Genomic DNA, 24,291 nt, shown 5'->3' with positions numbered 1-24,291 from the left:
TTACTTACCCCCTTGTTATTTTACTACTTCTTCAATAGGCCTATAGTTCCAATCGAAGCCAAAGTGTCTCGGGCCAAGTATCGCCAATCCTTTGCTGGTTCTAAACATCTCTTTGGCTTTCATCCCAATTACGCCAACGCGATCTGTAATCTTTAAATTAGTGTTAGTAATTGGCTCACCCGTATCTAGGTCTACTACTATTATAAGATCGGGGCTAGTCACAAAAGGCTTATCGTCTTTCCAAGAAATATGGTTCTCATTCTTGAACCAAATTTTAAAAGTTTGCCCGGAAAACTCATCAACACCGTTCAGGGTATGAGTTCCCCAATAATATCCATCTTTATCCTCAGTTTCCTTAGCAGACACAATGCCCTTAAACAAAAGCCACCCACCAACTTCGTTTACCAAAGGATCTAGTACTTTTTGTCCGCTTTCTCTGGATTTCCTAATAAATGCGCCAACCTCTAAGCATTTTGATACCGTTCCAGAGATTATGGTTTCTTTAGCTTCTTTCCCACTCATCAAGAAACCACACTGAGCAGCCAGTGAAAATGAGGCTGCACTAATGTATTTACCAATTCTCTCTACTACCAGAGTATTTATTGCATTCTTTATAATGCAAATGTTGCCGAATTCATCAACACTCGAGATAGGGTAAATGGTCTTATCAGCCAGAAAAGGGGTGCCTTGAGAAATTTCTGGGATGGCTCTCCCCGAAAAGTCGCCATCCACAATTGTGATATTCAGACTGGAACCTGCTGCAGCGGCTGCAAGAGTATTTCCACCACCAAGCTCAATAGGAACAACAGCGCTGATCTTTTTCCCGGCATAGTTGGCTAACTCTTTGACAGCCGTGGCCATCATCCCTTTATAGTCATAAATCTTCTTGGACAAGCCGAACATCTCCATCTCTTTCAATTTTTCTTTGGTCAGTGGCGCAATCGACCCCATAAGGAATGGGCAAGCAACCAAATCATCGTCACTAAGCTCCTGGACATCAATTAGAGATATTTTCTTACCTTGTTCTACTTCACTTAGAACTGCTTTTGCCCCCTCAGTTGGCTCTCCACCGCCTCCCGTCCCAAAAAAAGTAGCCCCTCTAGCCAAGTCCTCAACCTGCAATTTATTTGCAATTACTGTACTCATCATAACCTCCAACAAGAATTCTTGATCTCTTTAATCTATTTCTAAATTAAGCGATTCTTTTCTCCTTTGCGAATTCATAGCACCATTTAGGAAAATAGGACTTTTTCAGGAACCGCGTACGCGTTACATACATTTGGGACTCCGCATGTTACATTTGCAATCCTATTCACACCTCCTTAAGGTCAATTTCTTAGATTTGTGTACGCACTCCATACACTTGAGATTTCGGATAACTTGAGATTTCGGATAACTTAAGATTTCGGATATTCTATTAACAATCCTAGAAGGTTCCATAGCAAAGTCAACAGTTCACACGCCAGCGGTTGCGAGCCGCTTGGAATGCACGTTTCAGAATCATCATGGGAACGTCGGGAATTGCTGATATACTCTCCCGGGTTATGAGCCACGTAAGGAGAGTACTGAAGAAAGACCTCGCATCGACTCATCCAAAATGGAGGTGAACTGGCTCCATAAACTCATGAGAAAACGGAGGTGAAGGATGACAGGATACTGCTGGTCTTTCGGACGAGAGAGGAGTAGCGGGAACGGAGCTCACGATGCAGGAACGGGGGAAGCTCACGATGGTCAAGGCACAAGTATATCTGTAGGCAGGGAAGATCAAGAAATCGGTGATGCTGGATGATTTCCGTGAGGAGGCAGGATATTGCAGGAGGCATGCCGCTCTTCGTGGAGAACCAAAAAGGCGCATGGGCATTTTCATGTAGATGATGAGACGCGGCGGCTTCTCCTGCAGATGAGTCTTGCCAGGAGCCGGAGGGTCGTAGCAGGGGAGAGGCGGACGTACACACGAAAGCAGAAGTCGTTGTAGTCGCTGCACTGGCATCCTGTCTCCGCAGGTACCCGGGGCGCGTCCTCTCCCTGCATTCCGACAATGGGAGCGAGTCCGCGCCCGGACATCTTACCCGCTTCTGCATTGCCCGGGGTATTACCTTCCCCCGTTCCCGTCCGTACCAGGGGAACGACAACCCGCATGTGGAAGAGAAGAACAACTCTGTCATCCGCACGTTCGTGGGGTATGACCCGCATGACAGCCAGGGGGAGGAGGGTCTCCTAAACCGACTGTACCAGGCACTGCACCTCCTGGTCAACTGGTTCCTTCTCAGCCAGAAGCTCCTGCGGGGGGACAGGACCGGAAGGCACATCACCAAGGTGTACGACAACGCATAGACACCATATGCACGGATGCTGGCACGGAAGGATGCATCCAAAGAGACAAAGGGGCGTCTCCGGGCCACCCGTGCAGCGCTGGATATGACAACGCTGCTCCATGAGGTTGTTCTCTCCCAGGACCGACTGGATGAGATTGCCAGGAGGAGACAACCTCTGGTCATCAAGAAACGTGGCAGCTACGCGACCATTTCGTACGATGGAGGAGTACTATTCCAGGTAGTATGGGTGAGAGGAATGGGTAGATCGTGCGTACATTGAAGCAATGAGAGGTCCTCATGAGCTTGTACCAGAGATGGATCGCCCTTCCAAAGTTTGTGTAGTATCAGAAGCGGAAGAAGGTTCTTCCAGCTTGGGTTGTGGACGAAATGAAACGCTTATGGAAGGGCAACCCATTGCAAACTCTCCTCATACGGGGAGGTTTCGTATGACCTATTGTATCGGCATTGATGTTTCAAAGCAATCGTTGGAGCTATGGGATGGAACACAGGAGGGTGAGGTTCCCAATGAGAAGAGTTTGAAGACCCTGAAGAAGCTCCTCAAGAAGAGGTATGGTACCAACTGGAACAAGGGAGGGTTCATCTATGAACCCACAGGGCCCTATTCCAACTATCTGCGTGCATTTGCTGCAGAGCATGAGGTCCAGGTTTATGAAGTGAATCCAAAGAAGAGTGCGAACTTCGCAAAAGTACTGGGGAACAGGTCGAAAACAGATGCCATTGATGCGAAGATGCTCTACAGTTTCCATCTCCTCCTAAAAGAAAGTGAGTTCTCTATCCCTGAGATGGACGAGATAGCGGAACGGCTGGGAGCATACCTCGGGAGTTATGAGATCATCCAGAAGACAAGAACCATGCTTGCCAACCACGTGCATGCTCTGGAGGAGAAAAGTGGTGTGACGAGGAAGCTGAAAGACTCACTCGAGAAGGAGCTGGGGCGTCTTGGTACGATGGAGGAACAGCTCGAGAAAGAGATGGAAGCGTATGCAGAGGATCATGAGGAGACACGAGAAGACCTCAACAATCTTCTTTCTATGAACGGGATCGGTGTCGTCTCTGCCATGAATCTCCTGTATCTCTTCCGGAAGTATCCTGGCGCGAATCGAAATGAGATCACAGCACTTGCGGGACTGGACCCAGTACGAAGACAATCAGGGTCTTCGTTGAATGGAGGAAGGAAGATCAGCAGGGCAGGAGATCCAATGCTCAGAAAGGTCCTGTACCTCGCTTGTATGAACAGTATCCAACACAATGAGTGCATACGAACGTTCTACAAGCATCTCGTGAGCGATAACCACAAGAAGCCCAAAGTCGCCTTGGTCGCTTGCATGAGAAAACTCCTTCTTATCACCCAACACCTCTACGTAACAAAATCACCCTACCGGACCCTTGAACATGATGCCAATCTATGTTTGTCCTCTTGACACGGATCGTAGTATCTTTACGTGAGTTGACACGATGGCAGCGAAATTTTTTTCACTCGTCTGCCACTAGTCCATGATTTCCAGTTCTCCTCTCGAAATAAGAGTTCATTTTCCGAAAGGCAAAAATAGTGCCATATCTCATGTAATACCAGCCAATTTGTCCGGCCAATATATAGGGCCTAGAGGTCCTAAAAAAGGTCTGAGAGTTTCCAAGCTTCGATCTCTTCGTGAGGAGGAGATAAGTACTCATTCTTCTTGTTAAAATACCATCCATGCTTATTTCTCAAATTCACAAGGAATTCAGCGTAATTTAAGGCAGCCAAACCAACATCTATAACCGGTACTCCTAAAATACCCTGTAACTCTTGATAGAACCCAAATTGGTGAGTACAGCCAAGGATGATAACTTCCGCTCCATCCTGTTCAATCGCTTTTTGCGCAGCCTGAACTATCCTCCTTTTAGTCTCTTCAGGGTCCACCTGAAGGTCCAGCACCCCCATGCCAATGGCCTGAAAGGATGCTAAGTGATCCTGGAATCCATACTTAATGACGTTTTCTCTCATAAGAGGTATCCATTTAGTCCGTCCCACAATTATGGAAAAACGTTGCCCAAGTGTTGACGCGATATGCATCGAAGCTTCCGCCGGAGCAGTGACCACCAATTTTTCTGCAATTTCTCGGGCTTCCCTTAGGCCAGGATCGTAAAAGCACCCAATGATTGCGCCATCGAAGCCCTCTTTTTCCGCACCCTTTATGATGTTTAGAAGTCTAGGAACAACCAGCGCCCCATAGGAATAGTATTCCAAGTGCCTTGGACCCTCTGGCAAAGAGGTTACTACCACTTCGGTTTCAGGGCACTTGTATTGAGACAGATACCTTGTCCATTCACCGACCATTTCACTGACTACTGGTTCAATGTATAGTAGTTTTGTCATTCATTCTCCTTAAACATGGTCTGTTCATTAAGACGTGTTCTTCTTCTCTTCTACAAAGTCTCATTATTCCTAGTAAACACATGGTTGCTTTTCTCTTGTTCAAACTCCTTTGCTATCAGTTTCTTCCGGCCTAGAAAAAAGGTGGCATCGCACTATATGCCCTGGGGAAACCTCAATCATCTCGGGATCCACTTCCGAGCAAATGGGCATCCCGTAGGGGCATCTTGGATGAAAACTGCATCCTGAGGGTGGGTTGACAGGACTTCCAATCTCACCGATAGAAACGACTTTCTTTGGCTTTAACTCTTCCTCTTCCTCCGTAATCACAGGTACCGAGGAAATTAGCATCTGGGTATAGGGATGAAGAGGCTTTTCGAAAAAGGCAGCAGTATCAGCTACCTCACAAATCTTTCCCAAATACATAATTGCAATCCTGCTGGCGACGTTTCTCATCAAACTCAAGTCATGGGTGATAAATAAATAGGTTAAGTTTGACTCTTTTTGAAGATTCATTAACTTATTGATAACTTTTGCTTGAATAGATACATCCANNGGCTCATCGAGGACAATCAAGGACGGGTTGGATGCCAGAGCTCTGGCGATGGCCACCATCTGCTTTTCCCCGCCACCAATTGAGGGGGGAAATTTGTAAAGATACTCTGAAGGGAGTTCTACCTTTTCCAGAAGCTCAATCATTTTTTCTTTGAATTGTCTATTGGGAATCCTAGTATGAAGCCTGAAGGGCAAACTCAGAATTTGTTCAATAGTTTGCTCGGGATTCAAAGAGGAACTAGGATCCTGAAAAACAATCTGGATTTCTTTCTTTAGAGATAATGGCCTCTTCGCGGCTTCCATACCGATGTTTTGATCCTTAAATAAGATCTGGCCGGAGGTAGGGCGATACATGCCTACAACGGTGTAGGCAATAGTGCTTTTGCCAGATCCGGATTCTCCCACCAATCCCAAGGTCTCACCATACTTGATGCTGAAGTTCACTCCATCTACGGCTCGGACGAATATTGGACCTTTCTTGTCCTTGCCAATGCGGAAGTACTTCTTCAAATTTACAGCTTCTAGAATTTCACTATTTTCTGGTTGAGTCATTATGTTCACCTCTGAGCCAAATAACATGCCACTAAATGGCCCTTCTCAACTTCAAACAATTGTGGGGGGTTTTCCGCACAAGAACAAGTAGCATGCTGACATCTGGGCTGAAATCGACATCCCTGTGGTGGATTCAAGTAATCTGGAATTCTCCCAGGAATGCCCTTGGCTATACCTCCCCCAGATAATTTGGGCACAGAAGCAAGTAAACCTTTAGTATACGGATGCACAGGGTTTCTAAAGAGGTCTTTAGTGAGAGCAGTTTCCACAATCGTCCCTGCATACATTACATATATTCTATCGGTCATTTCCCGAGCTACTCCCAAGGAGTGTGTAATCAAAATTATGGAGGTTCCCTTCTTTTCGACTATCTCTTTCAAAAGACGCAAAATTTGGTCCTGAATAGTAACATCGAGCGATGTCCCCGGTTCGTCAGCAATGAGCAGATTCCTGTTAGAGGAAATGGCCATGGCGATACAGACCCTCTGCCTCATGCCTCCACTTAATTGAAAGGGGTAATTTACCAGCATCCTTTCGGGATCTGGGAGGGACACTTCCTTTAAAGCTTTGACTGAGAGTATCTTGATTTTCTCTTTATGTACTTTCTTTTCTTCCAAAGCAATGGAGTACTTGATGACATCGCCAATTTGAGTTCCTACTGTAAACACCGGGTTCAGGGCAGCTGTAGGGTCTTGAAAAATCATGGCGATTTCCCTAGAGCGAAGCCTTTGAATTTCACTGGAGTTCATCTTCAAGATATCTTTCCCTTTATAATAGATCTCTCCCTTTGGGATGAGGAAGTCCCCTGGCGGAAGAATTTGCAGGATCGACTTCATGGTAGTAGTTTTCCCGCAACCAGCCTCCCCCACAAGACCAACGCGCTCTCCTTCTCGAAGTATCAGGTTAACACCATTAAGAACCTTTAAATAACCACCGTAAACTCGATACCAAATATGAAGGTCCTTTATGTCCAGGAGAACATTTTCTTTGGCTTCCATTCTTATCCTCTGCTTGTTTCCAACATGTCCCTTATGCCATCACCCATTAAATTGAAACCCAGAAGGATGAGTACGATGGCTAAAGCAGGGAAAATAGTCATCCACCATAAGGAAGGCATATACCTGGCGCCATCCGAAACCATCTGGCCCAACGCAGGGGTAGGTGGTTGTTGTCCAAGCCCTACGAAACTTAGCGAAGCCCCTATTAGAATTACCCACCCCACATCCAGTGCCATCTTCGTAAAAATAGGGGATAAACAGTTGGGAAGGATTTCTCTGAAGACAATGTGGAACTTGCTCGCTCCAGTTAACTCAGCTGCAATGACAAAGTAGTCATTCTTCATGGAGGAAGCTGTCCCGTATAAAAGCCTCGTGTACCAGGGCCACCACATAACGGTGACTGCAATCATAGTGTTCATCAGATTGGGCTTTAACACCGCTGCAACGGCAAGAGCGAGGATTAGGGGGGGCACGGCGAGAAAGATGTCGGTGACGCGCATGATTATAGTGTCAATCCATCCGCCCTGGAAATAGCCTGCGATTAGTCCCAGAAGAACGCCCAAAGGCACAGCTAAAGCTAAAACTACAATTGCCATAATTAGAGCATCGCGAAACGCAAAGATGATCCTTGAGAGGATATCCCTTCCCATGTCATCCGTTCCACAAAGATGTTGTAATGACGGTGGTTGTTCGGCGTTATCGAAATCAACAAAAGGTCCTGCCTCCTTAGGATAAGGGGCTATCCAGGGTGCAAAAACTGCTGAGACAATTATTACCAAGACAATTACTAACCCTATTATGGATAAGCGATTCCGGGAAAACTTATACCAATTCCTTCCCAGATTTGTCCAGAATAACGACTTAGGTCTTGCTAAACTAACAGCTATTGAACTATTGGACTGACCTCCGCTCAAGTCTCTCATTTTACACATCTCGAGCGGCGCCTAGTCTAATTCTGGGGTCTAGGAGCGCTACAATGACATCAACGATAATGTTTACGACCAAGAAAACGACTCCAAATACGATGATAACCGCAGAAATCGCGTCTAAATCTTTGTGCAACATCGCATTGATACCGTAACGTGAAATCCCGGGCCAGTTAAAAATCAGTTCCACAAGAAACGCATTAGATAATAGAGATGCGAAATCCAAACCCATAATCGATACAGTAGAAATCAGAGAGGGTTTAAGGAGGTATTTGAACATGACAATCTTTTCAGGTATTCCATAACCTCGTTCTGCGGCAAGAAAGTCCTTGTGCATATTATCAACCATAGAAGAGCGGGTAATCCGTGCTTCTTGGAAAAGCCCTCCTAAAGACAAAGCAACTCCTGGTAGGATCAAGTGTTTGAATGCATCCCAGAAGGCTGGAAAGTTGCCCTCAATTAAACTGTCAAGTGTCAATAGACCTGTGATAGTCCGAGGCGGGGTTATTCCGGAACTTAGCCTTCCTAAGACTGGCAGTATCGGCCAGTAGTATCCAAACAGCAGCATGAAAATAATCGCTACTACAAATGCTGGAATCGCTATTCCAAAATAGCTTAACATTCTTATTAAGCTATCAATCCAGGTGTTCTTATATTGAGCTGCAAGGACTCCGAGCAAGATGGCAAAAATAACCATCAATATGCCTGCAAAAATAGCCAGCTCCATTGTTGCTGGAAAAAATTCTTTAATATCTTCCGCCACTGGTCTCTTGGAAACCAAGGATTGACCGAAATCTCCCCGAACAACCCCCTTGATCCAGTAAAAATATTCCACCGGTAAAGGCTTATCCAAATGCATTTCCTTCCTCAGCGCTTGAACCACGTCTTCAGGGGCTCTCGGCCCCAGTGCCATGCGGGCCGGGTCACCCGGGACAACTCGAGCTATTATAAAGATTACTATTGAAAGGCCAATAATTACAAAAATTGAAAGCAAAAAACGCTTGAGAAGAAAACTGCCAAGTTTCACTTGTTTTACCTCCATCGACAAGGGGCTCCTGATTACGCGGAGCCCCATTGTTTCAGTCTACTTACCTGTTCTATACAACCCTGAAAGCAGAATAACTACGCCGTGAACGGTGTATATGGCTGTTTTGCCTTCTCGGGAAAGACCTTGAAATCCCGATAATAGAAGTTGTAGCCCATAACGGGGTTAACCGGTTTTCCTTGCTTAACAGCCTCTGCTGCAGGGAAGACGACATAATCGCTTCGATAGTCTTGCTTTATTGCCTGCTCCAAAATCCATAATGTAGGGCAGAGTGCGAAGATTTTCTCCTGAATGGTATAGTATTTTTGGAATCGCTTTTTTTGATCAACGGTGGCAAGCGCAGCCTTGATCAATATGTCAATCTGAGGATTCTGTAGCCATTCTCCCTGCTCCCAGGTTCCGGTAGAGCTGGACTCATAACGAGATTCCAACATCGATCCCGCTTCGGCATAGTGAGCAGCGACGAAGATGACAGATCCATTGGGAGTGCTTGCGGGTTTAGCCAACAAATCAATCAAGGAAAGCCAAGGTACTTTGGTAATGTTTACCTTTATTCCTATCTTGGCGGCATTAGCCTGAACCATCAGAGCAATTTTTTCCTCAGCCGGAACTTCCGACACCCAATCGAGTTCAAATGGGTACTTGGCCAATTTTCCATAATACTTTGATTGCTTCAACTCCGCTTGTGCCTTCGCCAGATCCAGAGTGTATGGCTTCAAATTGGGGTCGTATCCAGGGAGGCTGCGAGGACAAGCAGTGGAAGGGCGAGTACCAGGGAAAAGCTTGGCAATAATTTGCTGGTAATCAACGCAGTAAGCAAGAGCTTTCCGGAAGTGGATATCGTCTGTCGGGGCTTTCTTGGTGTTAAGCATGATGTTCAGAACTGAGCCCTCGAAGAAAGAGCACAGCTTGGTATTAGGAAGCTTGGCCATGGCAGCGAGGTTTTCCTCCGTCTGCCACTGGTCCGTGATTTCTAATGCCCCTCTGGATATGAGCGTCCTCACGGTTACCGCCTCAGTGGTCCCGATTTCTTCAGCATACTGGGGAGCGTCCTTGTTAGCCCATCCGGCCCAGTAACCGTTGAATTTCTCCATCAAGAGAGATTCTGCCGTTTTCATTGTCTTGACTTTGTAAGGTCCGGAGCCAGCATCATGGGTGACCAACCATCCCTTACCGTAATCCTTAAACGCCCCATAGGTACCAGTTCGAAGATGTGCCATTACCTGTTTTTTATCAAGAATGTAAAGCCTTACCAGGGCTCCCAGAAAAGGCCCAAAGGGCTGTTTCAGCGTAAATTGAACTTTGTATGTGCCAAGGGCTTTGGCTGCTTTGACGGAACTGGTAAAGAGGTACCCATATCCCTCTCCGATAGTCATGAGTCTCTGAAGAGAGAAAACCACATCCGCTGCTGTCAGCGTGTCTCCATTGTGGAACTTGACTCCGGGTACCAATGTAAAGGTGTAGGTCAATGCATTCGCCGAGATTACCCAGCTCTTTGCCAGCCAAGGTTTTACGCTGCCATCCGGATTTGGAAAGACCAGCGAATCGTACATATTACAAATAGAAATGGAACTTGCATAGTCTGATCCAACTGCTGGATCGATATAGGCAGGCCACGAATCGGTATGGCGAATGACCTTAATGTTTGTCGCGGCAAGAGTCTGTTGTTGGAATCCGACAAGATTCAACACCAGGCTCGCTATCAAAATGAAGAACAATCCATTTTTTAAAAACCTAACAAACTCACTTCTCTTCATAACCTTCCTCCTTAATCTTCATAACCTTCCTCAATGAATTATTTGATTTCTTACTTTTCCCCTATCAATTAAGAGATCCCGCATTATCCCTTCTTTCCGCACCTCCTTTCGGTGTTAGAGAATACTGGGTTCAATTCTGGTTCTCAATCAATGACACGGTGTAGAGAACAAGATCATTTAAAAATGCGCTGAATTGAGAATCATCCTCCATGACCTTGTACTTGCCTTGCTCAATTTTTTCTCGGATTTTTTCCAGGGATGGCGACGAAATATTGTTCTCAGAAAGAATAGTAATTAGACGGCTTGCTGCATCAATAAGTCTGAAGGGGCCATAGCTTTTCGTTTCGTTAACCAAATTGCAAGCGCTGGTAAGCATATAGCCAACTAATCCGAAAATTTGTTCTTTAAAGGTCTCATTCATCTGCATAGGAATTGAACCAGATTACATTGGGGTTTCGCCTGGGAGCAGGGGGATTTTCCCCGGGGAAACCTACCGAGATTAGAAGCTGCGGGTAAATATGTACAGGCAAACCAGTAATTTTTTGAACGGCCTCGGGATGAAAAGAAGCAATTGGGCAGGTTCCCAAGCCAACCGCATAAGCGGCGAGCATAATGTTTTGAGCCGCCATGGCAGTATCCATTAAAGACAGGATTTTGACCCCCAATTCCCCTCCTTTTTTCAAAGCATAAGCTAAATCCTGGCAGATAACAATGACCGAGTTGGGAGTCCCTAAGAGGCCTGGGGAAACCAGCTTGAGCTTATTTAGAATCTTGGGGTCAGTGATAACGAGGAATCGCCAGGATTGGGCATTCCCCCCTGATGGGGACCAGATCCCCGCCTCCAGGACAAGGTTCTTAAGCACCTTGTCCTCTACCGGATCATCAGTAAACTTCCTTATGCTCCTTCTATTCTTAATCGCCGTCCAAATATCCATTGCTCAAAGTCGTCAAGCAAATTGCTCAAGGATATGTTGAAGAATCTGAACTACCTTCTTCATGTCCTCGACAGACACATTCTCGGAAGTTGTGTGCTCGCTTTTAACTCCGTTTCCGATGGGGATTGTCTCTATTCCTTTCTCGTTATAAATTGCCGACTCCAGGCCACCGGTGATTACCATCACCTTGGGGTCAATCCCAGCGCTCTTCAAAGCTTTCTTTGCGACCTGAACCATTGGGGCATCCTCTGAAATTCTGGTTGCCTTGAATGCTAAATTCAGATTTACATCTGCTTTAGCTCCAATGGAACGAGCCATTACTTCAAAAACTTCTTTATACGTATTACTCAAGGCTATACACTTGTCGTTGTTCAGGCTTCTTACTTCCGCTTTTATGGCGCATTTGTCTGGAACACCATTCCGGATTAGACCACCTTGAATAATGCCGAAGTTTGCAGTGGTTTCAGGGTCGATTCTGCCATCTTTCAGTGTTGCTATGGCCAGACTGGCTGCTTTAATGGCGGATACCCCTTTCTCTGGCTCCATCCCTGCGTGAGCCCCTTTGCCGGTGATCTCGATATCAATGTTCATATAGGATGGACCACCTATCACGATGGCATCTAAGGCATCCATGTCCACCAAGACACCACGTTTTGCCTTCAATAGGGAATAATCAAGGTTCTTAGCTCCTACAAACCCAATTTCTTCCTGGCGAGTAATAACAATTTCCAATGGTGGGTGCCTTCGTGAGCTTGAAACAGCTTCCAGGATCTCCGCTATTCCTGCTTTGCAGTCTGCTCCCAGTACCGTATCCCCGCTGGAATAAACAACACCATCTTTTACTATTGGTTTGACGCCCTTACCGGGTTTCACTGTGTCGGCATGAGCGGCAAGCATAAGTGGCTCCGAGGCCGAAGAATCCTTAGCGGGTATTTTGCAAATCAGGTTTCCGTAACTATCAAACTGGCATTGCCCATTGAGCTCCTGTTGGAGCCTATTTCTAAGAAATTCAATAACTTCCTTCTCTTCCCCGGACTCACTGGAAATGCTCACCAGTTCACACAGAGTTTTTATCAACCTTTCTTCCATAAAAACCTCCAGTTTTACTCTTTATAGGAATTTTATAACCTCACTGGTAAACCGCACTTGGAATCCCATCCGAGTGAATCATCCGGGAAGCTGAGAACATATGCCCCAAATCACTTAACATGCAAATGTGCGATTTCAACCAGTGAGGTCAGGTCGTCATTGAAAGCCTTATTTCCCCAATTTTTCTGCTAACTTTTTAAGCTCTGGGTCTAATAGCTGACCCTTGTCCATAATCTGGACTCCGTCCAGCCATACGGAGGAATTCAAGCAAATGCCATCAGAGTGCGAAGGTCCAGAAATCCCACCAGGAATATCAGGAACGGTAAGTATTGCACCAACATTGCCAATACCCCATTCTGTCCCGCCCCAGACTCTTTCATCCTCTAGGATGTTTCCTGTCAGTCTTGCCCCAGGGTTAAATCCATAGCATACATGGGCCAGCTTGAGCATCTGTGGGTGGTTGAAGCCCTTAAGCCACTTCTCATACTCTGTGGCTTCCTTTCCTCCCTCAATCTTCACGATTTTTCCCTTTTTGATTGTTAAACTGACTGGAGTTTGCAAAAGGCCAACGATAGGGGGAACGAGGGAACCGTCGAAGACGATTTTTCCGTTAATGGACTCGAAAGTTGGAGACCAACCGATCTGTCCGGCCATCATGTGGGACCCTGGAGTGTCAGCATAACCAAGCTCCATAATTTGCTTGCGACCAGGTTCGTTATCGAACTCCACGTCTGTGCCAGCAGGAGTGGTAATGCGCATATGCTTGGCGGCCATGGTCTTTTGGGTAACCAGCTTCATAAATTTCCCTAGATTTGGGTAGTCTACCCTTCCCATGTTGCGGACCATCATCTCCACACTCATTCCTACTAAGCACTCATGGCGGAGCTTTTTGTTCTCTTTCACCGCGATATCGTAAGGCGTAGAGTAGAGCAACCACTCGTTATTGAATTCCACCCAGGCATCAGCCTTCAAAAGTGCAGCAGTGAGAGCTTCTACGGGAAGCATGGGATCGGCTGCTTTTCCTACTCCCATTGGCGATGCTACAGTGACGACCATCGGTTTGGCACCGCACGCAAAAGCGGCGCTGGCGGTAGCCTCAACGACTCTTTCGTCACTTTCCGTGTCCGCAGTAATGACAAATGTTTCTCCTGGTTTCAACTTAAAGAGCTCTTCACAAAGAATTTTAGCTGCTTTCCCTAACTCGTATTCATAATACTGAGCCATTTTAAACCTCCTTAAGATGAATGTCTTGCATTTGTGTACACGTTACATACATTTGAGACTCCAAGTAGTATTTTAGTAGGTAATTTATCGGTGCTTCTTCCAAAGAAGTCTTCTCTTACAACGAAAGTCTGGAAACAATCACAATAAATAGCCTCTACCATACCCTTCAAAATAATGCCCCACTTTCAAAAGAAGTTTGATAAACACGATCGATACCAATTCTACTCTTTTCAACAATGCTCTCTTACATCAAAAGGTTTTTGCAGCAAGTTAACTGATAATCTCTAGAGACACCTCCTTTTTGCAACAAAAAACTGACATTGTTTCATAGAAACCTTGTAAATAAAATCTTAGCATTCCAAAATGTCCCTTAATCGCATAATGGCTTCTTCTAACACCTTATATACAACTAGAAATTTCTGTCAAGTAGTTGCGCGTCGCATCATCTCAATTATCATGAACAGAGAGGAGGTAGCCATGATGCTGACATGTTTGGGTGAGCATTCGGGAAAGGAGCAGCATCATGGCGCTAACGATACAGGAGAAACGGCATGCCGGGAGAGAGGTCGCCCTGCGGTATATCCATGCCCGGCAGAAGGAGAAAGGAGTCATGCGGTAGGAGTTCTGTGCCACCACGGGGTACAGCCCTCCCTATGCAGCGTACCTGCTCCGCACCTATGCGAAGCGGGTGGTCCTGGGGGACGTGACGCTGGTCCCTACGAGACCCTCTCCGTGGCACAGACAGCGGAAGCCTGTGGTTGGTCCTGCCGTAGCAGAGGCGCGCGTCTGGGTGTACCACCTTGCCGGGGAGCTCTGCAGTAAGAGGCTCCAGGTAGCGATGCCGGACCACCTGCGTGCCGCCGTCCTCCACATGGGGTCTGCAAGGTGGACCGTCTGCTGCGAGCAGAGAAGGCAACAGGGAGGGACCGGAAGCATTGTTCCCGGACAAAGCCCGAGAGTCTCCTTGCCCGCATCCCGGTGGTCTCCTTCCGGGAACGCTCGGCTGCCTCTCCCAGGTACGTGGAGGTAGACCTCGTGAGCCATGACGGAGGGAAGGCGGCAGGGGACCACTGCAGCACCCTCACTGTCACCGATCGCTGTTCGGGGTGGACGGAGATCGTCCCGGTCTCCAGCCGTGCGCAGGTCTATGTCTTCGCTGCGCTCACCACGGTCCTGGTTCTGCACTCGGAGGGCGGGAGCGAGTTCATTGGTGACGAACTGAGACGCTCCTGTGATCCACATGGCATCCGCTTCACCCGTTCCCGTCCGTACCAGGGGAACGACAACCCGCATGTGGAAGAGAAGAACAACTCCGTCATCCGCACGTTCGTGGGGTATGACCGGCATGACAGCCAAGCTGAGGAGGGTCTCCTGAACCGACTGTACCAGGCACTGCACCTCATGGTGAACTGGTTCCTTCCCAGTCAGAAGCTCCTCCGGGGGGTCAGGACCGGAAGGCACATCACCAAGGTGTATGACAACGCATAGACACCATGTGCACGGATGCTGGCACGAAAGGATGTTGCAGAAGAGACGAAGGGGCGTCTCCGTGCCATCCGTGCGGAGCTGGACATGACAACGTTCTTCCACGAGATCTTCCTCCCCCGAGGATGTTGTTGTATCCGAGGGGTGTATTGGCCAGGACCGACTGGATGAGATTGCCAGGAGGAGACAGCCTCTGGTCATCAAGAAACGTGTCAGCTACGCGACCATTTCTGGTGAGTTCACGACCTGATGGTTCACCTCCATTCTTACGTGAGTTGACATGGGGCCCTGCGCCCTTGCCAGCGCGGGGCCTTGGGAGCTATGCGATGTCTTTTCTCATGGTGCTGTGTGTCAGGTCCTGCTTACTTCCCCCAATACCAGTACTGGATATTCCAGTTGTTGTAGACGGTGGAGGAGAAGTAGTGGTCGTAGCCCTTGAGGCCCTTGCGGATTTCGTCGGGATAGACGCGCTGCTCAAGATACATGCATGGAAGATCTTCAGCAAAGATGTCCTGGATGTGAGAGCAGGCTTCCTTGAGGGCAGCGGTGGTGGCGGCGTTCTGCGCTGTGTTGAGCCACTTGTCCGTGGCGGCGCTGCTATAGCGGAAGAAGTTCTCGCCCCTATACTGTTGGTTCCGGTCGGGATCTGATCGCTCCGGAAGCCGAGCACTGATCCGAACGCGTCGTAGTTGTCGAACATGATGCCGTGGAGGAAGACGACGAACGTGCCGGTGGTAGCCAAGTCCAGGAGGGCGTTGAAGTCCGTCGGGTCCTGCTCGACCGTGATACCGAGCTTGGCGAGCATGGGCTGGATTCTCTCCGGATGCGTTCGAATATGTCAGCACGATGGAGAATTGCGGTCACAGCAAACCCAATGCGGCATACTGGCACCACGTGGCCACCGTCATGAAGGTCGATCCCGAGTACGTGGTCGCGGTGGCCAACGGTTGTACCCAAGACATGTCAGCACGTCTGGTCGGCATCAAGACCTACCTCGTGACAGACTACGTCATCGGCGACGCAGCGTCATCGGGGGCAGACCACATCTTGGACGTCCTCGCGTATTTTCGGCGAAGCCCGTGAAGCGACGCAACGGCTTCTGGGCGAGCACATCCCCCTGGACTGATGCTCCAAGATACGGAGTATTATGAATTATGACCCTTACTTTTGAAGAGTAATTCCATTTCGGTACAGGTTTCATAATTGGTTGCAACAAGTATATTGTAAAAATTACACGACAATGTTTCTCCTTTTTCAATGTCTCCATTACTTCTCCTCTGAGCCCTTTTCTATGACACTTGACATAGAACTTGGGGACCGAGTCAAGGAGTTTGTATTCCTCAAGCACTGAATAAGCATCGTTAAATGTCGGTGAATCAAAATATGTAGGTCCTGAAGCAATCGCCTCAAGAGGGTCGCCAATTACATCGGATACTATGAGAGGAATAACAGTACCATCTCTATGGAATGATAGCCTGCTCGATTGATTGTATCGAGTATAGGTAGCATTTCATCAGTACTCATTCGCGTAGCTATAAGTGACTGCTGGGCATCCCTGAGTACTGTTTGTGTAATTGCCACTTTTTGCATGCAAGACCACCCCTGTTTCAATAAGACATCACCTTCCTGTAGCAAAGTTAGCTATTTCCTTTGCAAGACAGGACGTTGCGTCAATGACAGGAAGAGAAGGCTCAAAATACTTTAACAGAATTGGAAGCTCTGTACACCCAAGTATCACTGATTCGCACCCAAGGAATTTCATATGCTCAATGATCTCTTCAAAAGTTTGGACATTTTCTTCCATTTTTCCGGCCTTGATAGAATAAACGATTTTCATCACTTCATGTTGTTTTTCTTCTATAGGGGTGATGATTCTGTACCGTTCAACCTCAAATATGTTGTGGTATACCCTTCCAATTATTGTCCCATCGGTTGCAAGAAGTCCAATATTCTTAGAGTTCTCGAAACTGCTCTTTATCTCATTCAGAGTACTTTCAACAATACTTATAAATGGTAACGGGGTGGCATTCCTTATGTCTTCGACAAAGTAATGCGCAGTGTTGCAAGGCATACACAACACATCAACATTCGCTTTCTCAAGGGTTTTCGCTGATTTCAATATATAAGGAAGAGGATTCTCGCCCTTTCCAAGAAGAAAGGCCGTTCTATCTGGTATCTGTGGGAAATCATCAATGATAATATGAATATGATCCTGATCTCTTTTTGCAGGAGTAGCCTTTAGTATCTTGTAAAAGAGGTCCAGCGTTGCCGCTGGGCCCATTCCTCCAATAATGCCTAGAGTCTTTGCTTTCACTTCCATTTATCTAAGTTTAGTTCCCCTTCGGTTTTTGCAACTATTGCAGCCCCAGCAAGATCCCCCCGTTATGTTGATGGATGTTCTACCCACATCAAGGAGTGCATCGATTCCAACGATCCTCGCGTACGCTGCCGCAACTGCTGAACATAGAGAGTTAGGTTCTTTCATATGCTATTTTCCATTACAGATTGTGTAATTAACAGAATTGTTTTTTGAGTACATTAGTAGCTCTTTGAGTTCCAGCTCAAACTCTGGATAGGCATTTTTACCATTCATCAAATCAATAATTTTTTCTCCAGTAAACAGGGTTTCTTCTGTATATTGTAGTCTTTTCCCTGCAAATTCTCCAGCTATTCAAATGTACCTTTAACTATAACCTTCCCTTCTTTAACCATGCATTTACCTCTGGCAAATACATATTCTATGTTCAAATTCTTATCCATGACGACTATATCCGCATCGCTGCCAATCTGTAAAGCACCTTTTTTCGGATAAAACTTCAAGGATTTTGCAGGGTTCTGTGTGATAACCCTCAATGCATCAGGCAGTCTTATACCTTCGTCTTTAACCAGGGCCTTGAATTCCTGGTAGAGGGAATCAAGTCTTGAAACCAGCAGCCCCTGTGTATTTCCCTTATCATCAAAAAGGGGTATGCTGCCGTTTCCGTCGGAGCTCATGGTGATATTTTCTATGGGTACACCTTTTTCAAGACACTGTTTTATGGCTTGGGATGGTTTTACCGAGTTTCTTGCACCAGAATCGGGGCTTACTCCGGATGTCATGTCTATCACTCCACCCATCTTGGCAAATTTAATTCCATCTTCCAAAAGATATGGATTTCGGTTTATGTGGGTAGGTTTAAACTGAGTTATGGGAATTTCCGTTTCCTCCAAGATTTCAAAAATCATCTCCAGCTTCCTCTGCCCATCTCCTACATGAAGCATCAGTACACCAGCCTTGCCACTGAGCATCCCCCCTATCCGGGACTCGGCAGCCAGCTCTTTAATTTCTTCCTTTCCGGGTTGTGCCGAGCGGTGATCTGATATGGCTATTTCACCGGCACCTACTACTTTATCTATGAGGATGATGTCGTTCCTTACACTCCCGGTAATGGTTGGCGGAGGGACCTCATAGGCACCTGTATATATATAAGAAGAGATCCCCTCTGCTTCTAATCCCCGGGCTTTTGCTAGTAAAGACGTCATATGCCTGGTGGTGCCATCGGTGCCAAGGCAACCCACCACGGTAGTAGTCCCGCCCTGGGTAATGCGGCTCAATAACACTTCAGGGGTGCGAGAAGCAAATCCTGCCTCCCCACCTCCACCGATAATGTGAACATGAATGTCTATGAAGCCAGGAACTACATATTTGTCCTTTACATCAATTACCTCAACTTCACCATATGAAGATGCTGAAACAATATTCTCATCGATATTTGCTATAAAGTCTCCGGCAATCAGCAGGTCTTGTTCCCCCATATCATCCGGAGCAAAAACCCTGCCTCCCTGTAAGATTTTGAACATTATCGCACCTCCGACAATATTCTAATCATATTGATTATTTTCCTCTTTGCATATGGCCCTCCTGCCATGCCCATGAATTAGCACTTCAAGTGTATGTAACTCCTACAGAGGTCTCTGAAAGAGCCCCATTTTGTCCCTCGGAATCTACTTCAGAGTCTTATAACTTATTAATATTATTGGACGCCGAAACAAGTTCAGCATGAGATTTTGGATTGTTTCACCACTTTTCAGAGAAACCTGTACAAGAATTCGACGCCGACAAGTTTCTTCTACTAGAGTATCAATCTCTTCTGAGCCTTGGATCCATGACATCCCTCAGACCATCGCCTAAGAGATTAAAACCAAGAACAGAAATAAAGATTGCAACACCTGGAAGTGACGCAATCCACCAAAAGCCACCTGTTATATAGTCGTTGGAGCTTGCAAGCATTGCTCCCCATTCGGCCGTTGGGGGCTGAGCCCCGAGTCCAAGAAACCCAAGGGCAGCCGCATCAATTATCGCACTTCCGATGCTAAGGGTTGCATAAATGACGATAATGGACAAAACATTAGGAAGTACGTGGACTACCATTGTTCTTAGTGTCCCGCTGCCTATGGCTCTTGCTGCCTCAATGTACTCAGCATTTCTCACAACAATTGTCTTTGATCTTACGACACGCGTAATTTGAGGTACGTAGGTAATACCTATTGCAATCATTGTTTTGTCCAACCCTCTTCCAAGTACAGCAACGACAATAATAGCAAGTAGTATAGACGGTAATGAAAACATAATATCAACAATCCTCATAATGAGATTATCCACCCATCCGCCGAGAAACCCTGCAATGATTCCCCCTGCTGAACCTAGAAGAACTCCTATGGTAGTTGCTATGAGTCCCACGCTTAAAGAGACGCGAGCACCGTATATAATTCTACTTAAAAGATCTCTTCCAAATTGGTCGGTTCCTAAAAAGTTGCTGTAATTCTTAGCCCAAAAACCAGGCTTGAAATTGTTGTAGAGACTCTGTGCTATCGGGTCATGGGGAGAGATAACTGGAGCAAAAACTCCTACTAAAATAAGAAGAATTACAATGGAAAGCCCGAGCATTGCGGACTTGCTTCTCTTAAGATGTCTTAGAGTCCCCTTGAAAAATGACTCCTCCATATGCGCCCCTAGTAGCGAATTCGTGGATCTAGGTATGCATAAAGAATGTCAACCAAGAGATTGACTACAGACACCATAAAGGCAATAAGAATTACAGAACCTTGAACTGCAGGGTAGTCTCTCGCAGAAACAGCCTGTACAACATAACTACCTAGCCCCGGCCATGAAAAGATTGTTTCTGTCAGAACTGCACCTCCCATAAGCATCGCAAATTCTGTTCCTGAAGCGGTAACTATAGGAATCAGTGCGTTTCGCAAAGCATGCTTCACAATAACACCCTTCTCATTAAGTCCCTTGGAACGTGCCGTTCTTATATAATCTTGGCCCATAACGTCAAGCATACTCGAACGTGTAATTCGAGCAATAAATGCCATAGGTATCGTCCCTAAAGCAATAGATGGAAGTATAAGATGCGAGAGCGCATTAAAAAACGCCGGGAAATTGAGCTCCAGAAGACTATCAATAAGACTTAAATGCGTTATTGGACGGATAGAATAAAGGGCACTAAGCATTCCTCCTGTGGGGAGCAAATTCAGTTTAATACTAAATAGAAGCACAAGCATAATACCAAGCCAGAAGATGGGCATCGATACCCCGAATAACGCAATGAACATGGCTATGTAATCGAAAAGTGAATAGCGCCGAGTGGCTGATATGATCCCTGCAACTCCTCCTATGAATGTCGACAATATGATTACAACAACTGCCAGTTCTAGAGTATTTGGAGTCCTTTGGAGGAGATCTGAAAGAACCGGGTTCTGTGTTAAGATCGATACTCCAAGATCTCCCCTTAGAGCGTGACCAAGCCATATCAAATATTGGTCTATGAGCGGCTTGTTGAGACCCCATTTGATTCTCATCTCTTGCAATATCTCTTTAGTGGCGTGGCTTCCTGCTATGGCAATGGCAGGATCACCAGGTGCAAGTCTTATGAGCAGGAATATCAATATGGAAACTGCGAGTAACATCACAACAATGTTTAGAAACCTTTTGATAATGTAATTTGTCACTGTGCCCTCATCAACTTTACTAGACTAGAGAGGGGGGCCTCCCCCCCCTCTCTGTCCTATTCTGAAGTTCCTATGCTTGTAGTATCGAAATAGTACCGGCCAACAGGATAGAGCACGAAGCCTTTTACATTCTTACTAAGCACGACAATCTGTTCTACATGCGCCAAAGGAACACATGGAATGTCCTTGTGCATAATTACTTGAACTTGCTTGTAGAGTTCAGCTCTCTTTGTCTGATCGGTGATCCGCTGAGCTTGGATGTTAAGACTATGTACCGCAGGACTTCTATAGAAACAGGAATTGCTAGCCGTTCCTACTGTTGCATGATCTGAATCAAACAACGTGTAGAGGAAATCATCAGGGTCTGGATAGTCTGCTATCCATCCCGCAATGTTCATTGGAGCATCTCCATTGTCAACCTTATGGAAATAGGTACTCCAGTCGTACGTTACGATTTCTGCGTCAATTCCAACCTTCTTCAGATCTGCTTGAATTGCTACAGCAACGCTCTGTGGATCGGGTACGTATGGCCTTGCCACAGGAAGAGTCCAAAGCTGCGTCTTGAACCCGTTGGCGTATCCAGCTGCTTTCAGAAGTTCCTTCGCCTTTGTCGGGTTATAGTCATAGTCTTGAATTGTATCGTTGTATCCCCAAAGCGTCGGAGGAATAATAGTCTTGGCGACAACAGCGGTACCTTTGAATATCTGATCGACAATTGCTTTCTTATCGATGGCATAGGCAATGGCTTCACGGACTCTTAGATCTCCAAAGGGTTTTTGGAATCCTGGAGTATCAGTTCCCACATTGAAACCGAGGTAGCACACAGTAACGCCAGGCTCCCTGAGAATCTGAAGATCTGTGTCTTGTGACATTTTGGTAAGATCGTCTGCATTCGGAAATTCAATCCCTTGTACTTCGCCCTTCTGAAGAGAAAGAAATCTTTGAGATGCATCCTTTACGACTGTAAAGATCAGCTTATCGATCTTGGGTTTGTCGCCCCAATAATTCGGGTTCTTCTGAAGGGTGATATGGTCTCCCTTTAGCCATTCTACAAACTCAAAGGGCCCAGTCCCCACTGGATGTATCACCGACTGACCCTGCCACTTCTCGCAACTCGTTGGGCTTACAACACCCCCTGCCGTGGCTAGTGCGCTGATGAACGGTGTATAAGGCTGCGAGAGGGTGATTTTCACCGTATAGTCGTCCACCTTTTCTGTCTTGGTGACCTGGCTAGCACACCACTCCCAGTTCTCCCACGTTCCAAACTTATGGTAAGCATTGTTTGGATCAGTGTATCTCTGATAAGTGAAAACTACTGCATCTGCATTGAAAGGTGTGCCATCTTGAAACTTTACACCCTGCCTCAGATGGAAAGTCCAGACGAGGTTGTCTGATGATACCTCCCAGCTTGTCGCAAGGCTGGGTTCGACTTCAGTTGAACCAGGTTTGAATTTGACAAGACTCTCAAAAATGTTGCACCAAATTGAACTTGAGTCATTATCGGGGTCATCTCCTGGGTCAAGACCGATTGCGTCCCCCCCCTTTGCAAATATGAACGTTACTGGCTGTAATGCTTGTCGCTTGCATCCTGCAAAAAGGCTAACCGCTAAAACAACCACAAGGAAAACCAGAATTTGTTTCTTCATTGCCTAATTCCTCCTCTATCTTTAAGATTTTGGCCAAACTTCTTTAAGTACCATTAAAGCGTTTTCACCAACGACCTTCTTTATGTCTTCATCAGAATATCCATGTTTCACTAACCATCTGATAATATTCCAAGATGCCTCTGTAGGGTTTTCTAATCCTTCAACATACGGTACTTCTTCAGTATCTGCAGCAAAAACCTTCTCTAAAGAAAACGTCTTACTATACGCATGGTGCATAGCTACATGGTCACCGTACATTGTATCTGGTCCAAAGCCAATATGGTCTATGCCAACAAGATTTGCTATATATTCAAAATGTTCCATAACTGATTCTATATTTTGTTTAGGATGAGTTTTTGTAATTGTTGTATGCGGTGCCGCTTCAATCCCTATTACTCCCCCTTTCTCAGCACATGCTCGAAGAGCGTCATCTGGTTTAAATCTCTTAATATTCCATAATGTTTTTGCCCCTACATGAGTTATGAAAACTGGCTCTGTACTCACTTCTATTACATCAGCAGCTGTTTTGTCACCAGAGTGAGATACATCGATTGCCATACCAACTTTATTGTACCGTTTTATTACTTCTCGACCAAAATTGGTCAATCCACCATCATTCTCTTCACTTAACCCAGACCCTAAGCCGTTTGATTCACTATACGTAACCCCCATCATCCTGATGCCCAAGCCAAACAGGATATCTATTCTATCTAATTCGTTTTCAATTGGTGTTGCTGCTTCAATAGCAGGTATAAAAGCTATTTTCCCCTCGTTGTGTGCCCTTATTATATCGTTGACTGTTCTCCCAACTATAACAAAATCTTGATGTGCCAAATCGGACAAAGTCATTCCTAAGTCATAGATTGTATCTTCCCATTTCCATCCCGATTTTGAAACTATCATTCCTTCTCCATCCAGTAAGTTATCAAAGATTGCATCCCAGCATGATTTTGACAAGCCTTCGTATGGTGTTACTACTCTTGCTTCTCTGTTATAGTCAAAGATTTGGTTCATTACATCTTCAGGTAGAAGCATTGGGTGGTCATGTAAAGAAATTACAATGCTTTCCCCAGCAAGTTGTTGTACCCTTTCTTCTTCTGCTTGTGATACAGGTACGGCATATGGTTCCACCCTTCCAATTTCCTTTGCCATCTTAAATACCTTGTAGTCAAGATCCGGCTCTAAGTATTGGAAAGGCTTATACCCAGCGTATTGTTTATTTACTCCCACATTAAATACCTCCTTGTATAATATGTGGAGCCACAATACCTATTCCATTACCCGCAAAGTTAGAATTTTGTGAAAAGAAGCTTTTCGTTTCTTTCTTCTCTTCCCACCTCCTCCAGATAAGTTTAACTACTATTAAATCTCATAATTTCTCCGTAGCTCGAGAAAC

At 46.0% G+C, this 24,291-nt stretch carries 23 protein-coding genes; 5 read left to right on the top strand and 18 right to left on the bottom strand.

Annotation, left to right across the window (positions count from 1 at the left end; translation table 11 throughout):
- Positions 1 to 15: 15 nt before the first annotated feature.
- Positions 16 to 1,146 (bottom strand): DUF917 domain-containing protein, encoded by a 1,131-nt coding sequence (locus SMC1_RS04295; protein WP_207799301.1) that lies wholly within the window; start codon positions 1,144 to 1,146, stop codon positions 16 to 18.
- Positions 1,147 to 2,139: 993 nt separating this feature from the next.
- Here SMC1_RS04295 and SMC1_RS10995 point away from each other — a divergent pair.
- Positions 2,140 to 2,334, top strand: coding sequence for a hypothetical protein (locus SMC1_RS10995; RefSeq protein ID WP_243626487.1), 195 nt, complete (start codon positions 2,140 to 2,142; stop codon positions 2,332 to 2,334).
- 427 nt (positions 2,335 to 2,761) lie between these two features.
- A complete protein-coding gene (locus SMC1_RS04285; protein WP_165849206.1) occupies positions 2,762 to 3,757 on the top strand; it encodes an IS110 family transposase in 996 nt (331 codons plus the stop codon).
- A gap of 188 nt (positions 3,758 to 3,945) precedes the next feature.
- Here SMC1_RS04285 and SMC1_RS04280 read toward each other — a convergent pair whose 3' ends face one another.
- The 10 genes from SMC1_RS04280 to SMC1_RS04235 form a co-directional block, all read right to left on the bottom strand.
- Positions 3,946 to 4,692 (bottom strand): aspartate/glutamate racemase family protein, encoded by a 747-nt coding sequence (locus SMC1_RS04280; protein WP_119085562.1) that lies wholly within the window; start codon positions 4,690 to 4,692, stop codon positions 3,946 to 3,948.
- 99 nt (positions 4,693 to 4,791) lie between these two features.
- A complete protein-coding gene (locus SMC1_RS04275; RefSeq protein WP_119085621.1) occupies positions 4,792 to 5,796 on the bottom strand; it encodes an ABC transporter ATP-binding protein in 1,005 nt (334 codons plus the stop codon).
- 5 nt (positions 5,797 to 5,801) lie between these two features.
- Entirely contained in the window at positions 5,802 to 6,794 is a 993-nt protein-coding gene (locus SMC1_RS04270; protein ID WP_119085561.1) for an ABC transporter ATP-binding protein, read from the bottom strand.
- A 2-nt stretch (positions 6,795 to 6,796) separates the two neighbouring features.
- A complete protein-coding gene (locus SMC1_RS04265; protein ID WP_119085560.1) occupies positions 6,797 to 7,717 on the bottom strand; it encodes an ABC transporter permease in 921 nt (306 codons plus the stop codon).
- Between the two features lies 1 nt (position 7,718).
- On the bottom strand, positions 7,719 to 8,747 hold the full coding sequence (locus SMC1_RS04260; RefSeq protein WP_413814605.1) for an ABC transporter permease: 1,029 nt from the start codon (positions 8,745 to 8,747) through the stop codon (positions 7,719 to 7,721).
- Between the two features lie 95 nt (positions 8,748 to 8,842).
- Entirely contained in the window at positions 8,843 to 10,522 is a 1,680-nt protein-coding gene (locus SMC1_RS04255) for an ABC transporter substrate-binding protein (RefSeq protein ID WP_119085558.1), read from the bottom strand.
- Positions 10,523 to 10,652: 130 nt separating this feature from the next.
- Positions 10,653 to 10,949, bottom strand: coding sequence for a DUF6092 family protein (locus tag SMC1_RS04250; RefSeq protein ID WP_119085557.1), 297 nt, complete (start codon positions 10,947 to 10,949; stop codon positions 10,653 to 10,655).
- On the bottom strand, positions 10,936 to 11,457 hold the full coding sequence (locus SMC1_RS04245) for a nitroreductase family protein (protein WP_119085556.1): 522 nt from the start codon (positions 11,455 to 11,457) through the stop codon (positions 10,936 to 10,938). Before SMC1_RS04245 ends, SMC1_RS04250 begins: the two co-directional genes overlap by 14 nt.
- 12 nt (positions 11,458 to 11,469) lie before the next feature.
- Positions 11,470 to 12,546, bottom strand: coding sequence for a M20/M25/M40 family metallo-hydrolase (locus SMC1_RS04240; protein WP_119085555.1), 1,077 nt, complete (start codon positions 12,544 to 12,546; stop codon positions 11,470 to 11,472).
- 168 nt (positions 12,547 to 12,714) lie between these two features.
- Positions 12,715 to 13,770 (bottom strand): aminopeptidase, encoded by a 1,056-nt coding sequence (locus SMC1_RS04235; protein ID WP_119085554.1) that lies wholly within the window; start codon positions 13,768 to 13,770, stop codon positions 12,715 to 12,717.
- An 885-nt stretch (positions 13,771 to 14,655) separates the two neighbouring features.
- Here SMC1_RS04235 and SMC1_RS04230 point away from each other — a divergent pair.
- The 3 genes from SMC1_RS04230 (at position 14,656) to SMC1_RS10340 (ending at position 16,338) form a co-directional block, all read left to right on the top strand.
- The gene (locus SMC1_RS04230) at positions 14,656 to 15,258 is read left to right on the top strand and encodes an integrase catalytic domain-containing protein (RefSeq protein ID WP_119085553.1); all 603 of its coding nucleotides are present in this window, start codon (positions 14,656 to 14,658) and stop codon (positions 15,256 to 15,258) included.
- Positions 15,259 to 15,581: 323 nt separating this feature from the next.
- Complete coding sequence (locus tag SMC1_RS04225; protein ID WP_126855167.1) at positions 15,582 to 15,905, top strand: hypothetical protein; 324 nt, start codon at positions 15,582 to 15,584, stop codon at positions 15,903 to 15,905.
- Between the two features lie 196 nt (positions 15,906 to 16,101).
- Complete coding sequence (locus tag SMC1_RS10340) at positions 16,102 to 16,338, top strand: hypothetical protein (protein ID WP_126855166.1); 237 nt, start codon at positions 16,102 to 16,104, stop codon at positions 16,336 to 16,338.
- Here SMC1_RS10340 and SMC1_RS11240 read toward each other — a convergent pair.
- From SMC1_RS11240 to SMC1_RS04180, 7 genes are all read right to left on the bottom strand, one after another.
- Positions 16,265 to 16,657 carry a hypothetical protein gene (locus SMC1_RS11240; protein ID WP_413814604.1) on the bottom strand — a complete coding sequence of 131 codons (393 nt, stop codon included), beginning with the start codon at positions 16,655 to 16,657 and terminating at the stop codon, positions 16,265 to 16,267. The genes SMC1_RS10340 and SMC1_RS11240 overlap by 74 nt on opposite strands.
- Before the next feature lie 216 nt (positions 16,658 to 16,873).
- Positions 16,874 to 17,569: an aspartate/glutamate racemase family protein gene (locus SMC1_RS04210; RefSeq protein ID WP_207799300.1), complete on the bottom strand. Its 696-nt coding sequence runs from the start codon at positions 17,567 to 17,569 to the stop codon at positions 16,874 to 16,876.
- Positions 17,570 to 17,922: 353 nt separating this feature from the next.
- Positions 17,923 to 19,095: a beta-aspartyl-peptidase gene (gene iadA, locus SMC1_RS04200; RefSeq protein WP_119085548.1), complete on the bottom strand. Its 1,173-nt coding sequence runs from the start codon at positions 19,093 to 19,095 to the stop codon at positions 17,923 to 17,925.
- Between the two features lie 280 nt (positions 19,096 to 19,375).
- Complete coding sequence (locus tag SMC1_RS04195; RefSeq protein WP_119085547.1) at positions 19,376 to 20,239, bottom strand: ABC transporter permease; 864 nt, start codon at positions 20,237 to 20,239, stop codon at positions 19,376 to 19,378.
- Between the two features lie 8 nt (positions 20,240 to 20,247).
- Positions 20,248 to 21,249, bottom strand: coding sequence for an ABC transporter permease (locus SMC1_RS04190; protein WP_165849204.1), 1,002 nt, complete (start codon positions 21,247 to 21,249; stop codon positions 20,248 to 20,250).
- A gap of 56 nt (positions 21,250 to 21,305) precedes the next feature.
- Positions 21,306 to 22,895: an ABC transporter substrate-binding protein gene (locus tag SMC1_RS04185; protein WP_119085546.1), complete on the bottom strand. Its 1,590-nt coding sequence runs from the start codon at positions 22,893 to 22,895 to the stop codon at positions 21,306 to 21,308.
- A gap of 21 nt (positions 22,896 to 22,916) precedes the next feature.
- Complete coding sequence (locus tag SMC1_RS04180) at positions 22,917 to 24,125, bottom strand: dipeptidase (RefSeq protein WP_207799299.1); 1,209 nt, start codon at positions 24,123 to 24,125, stop codon at positions 22,917 to 22,919.
- Positions 24,126 to 24,291: the final 166 nt, after the last annotated feature.

It is taken from the genome of Candidatus Cryosericum septentrionale, assembly GCF_003570995.1.
Taxonomy (GTDB): Bacteria; Caldisericota; Caldisericia; order Cryosericales; family Cryosericaceae; genus Cryosericum; species Cryosericum septentrionale.
This window is presented reverse-complemented; position numbering and strand designations above follow the sequence as displayed.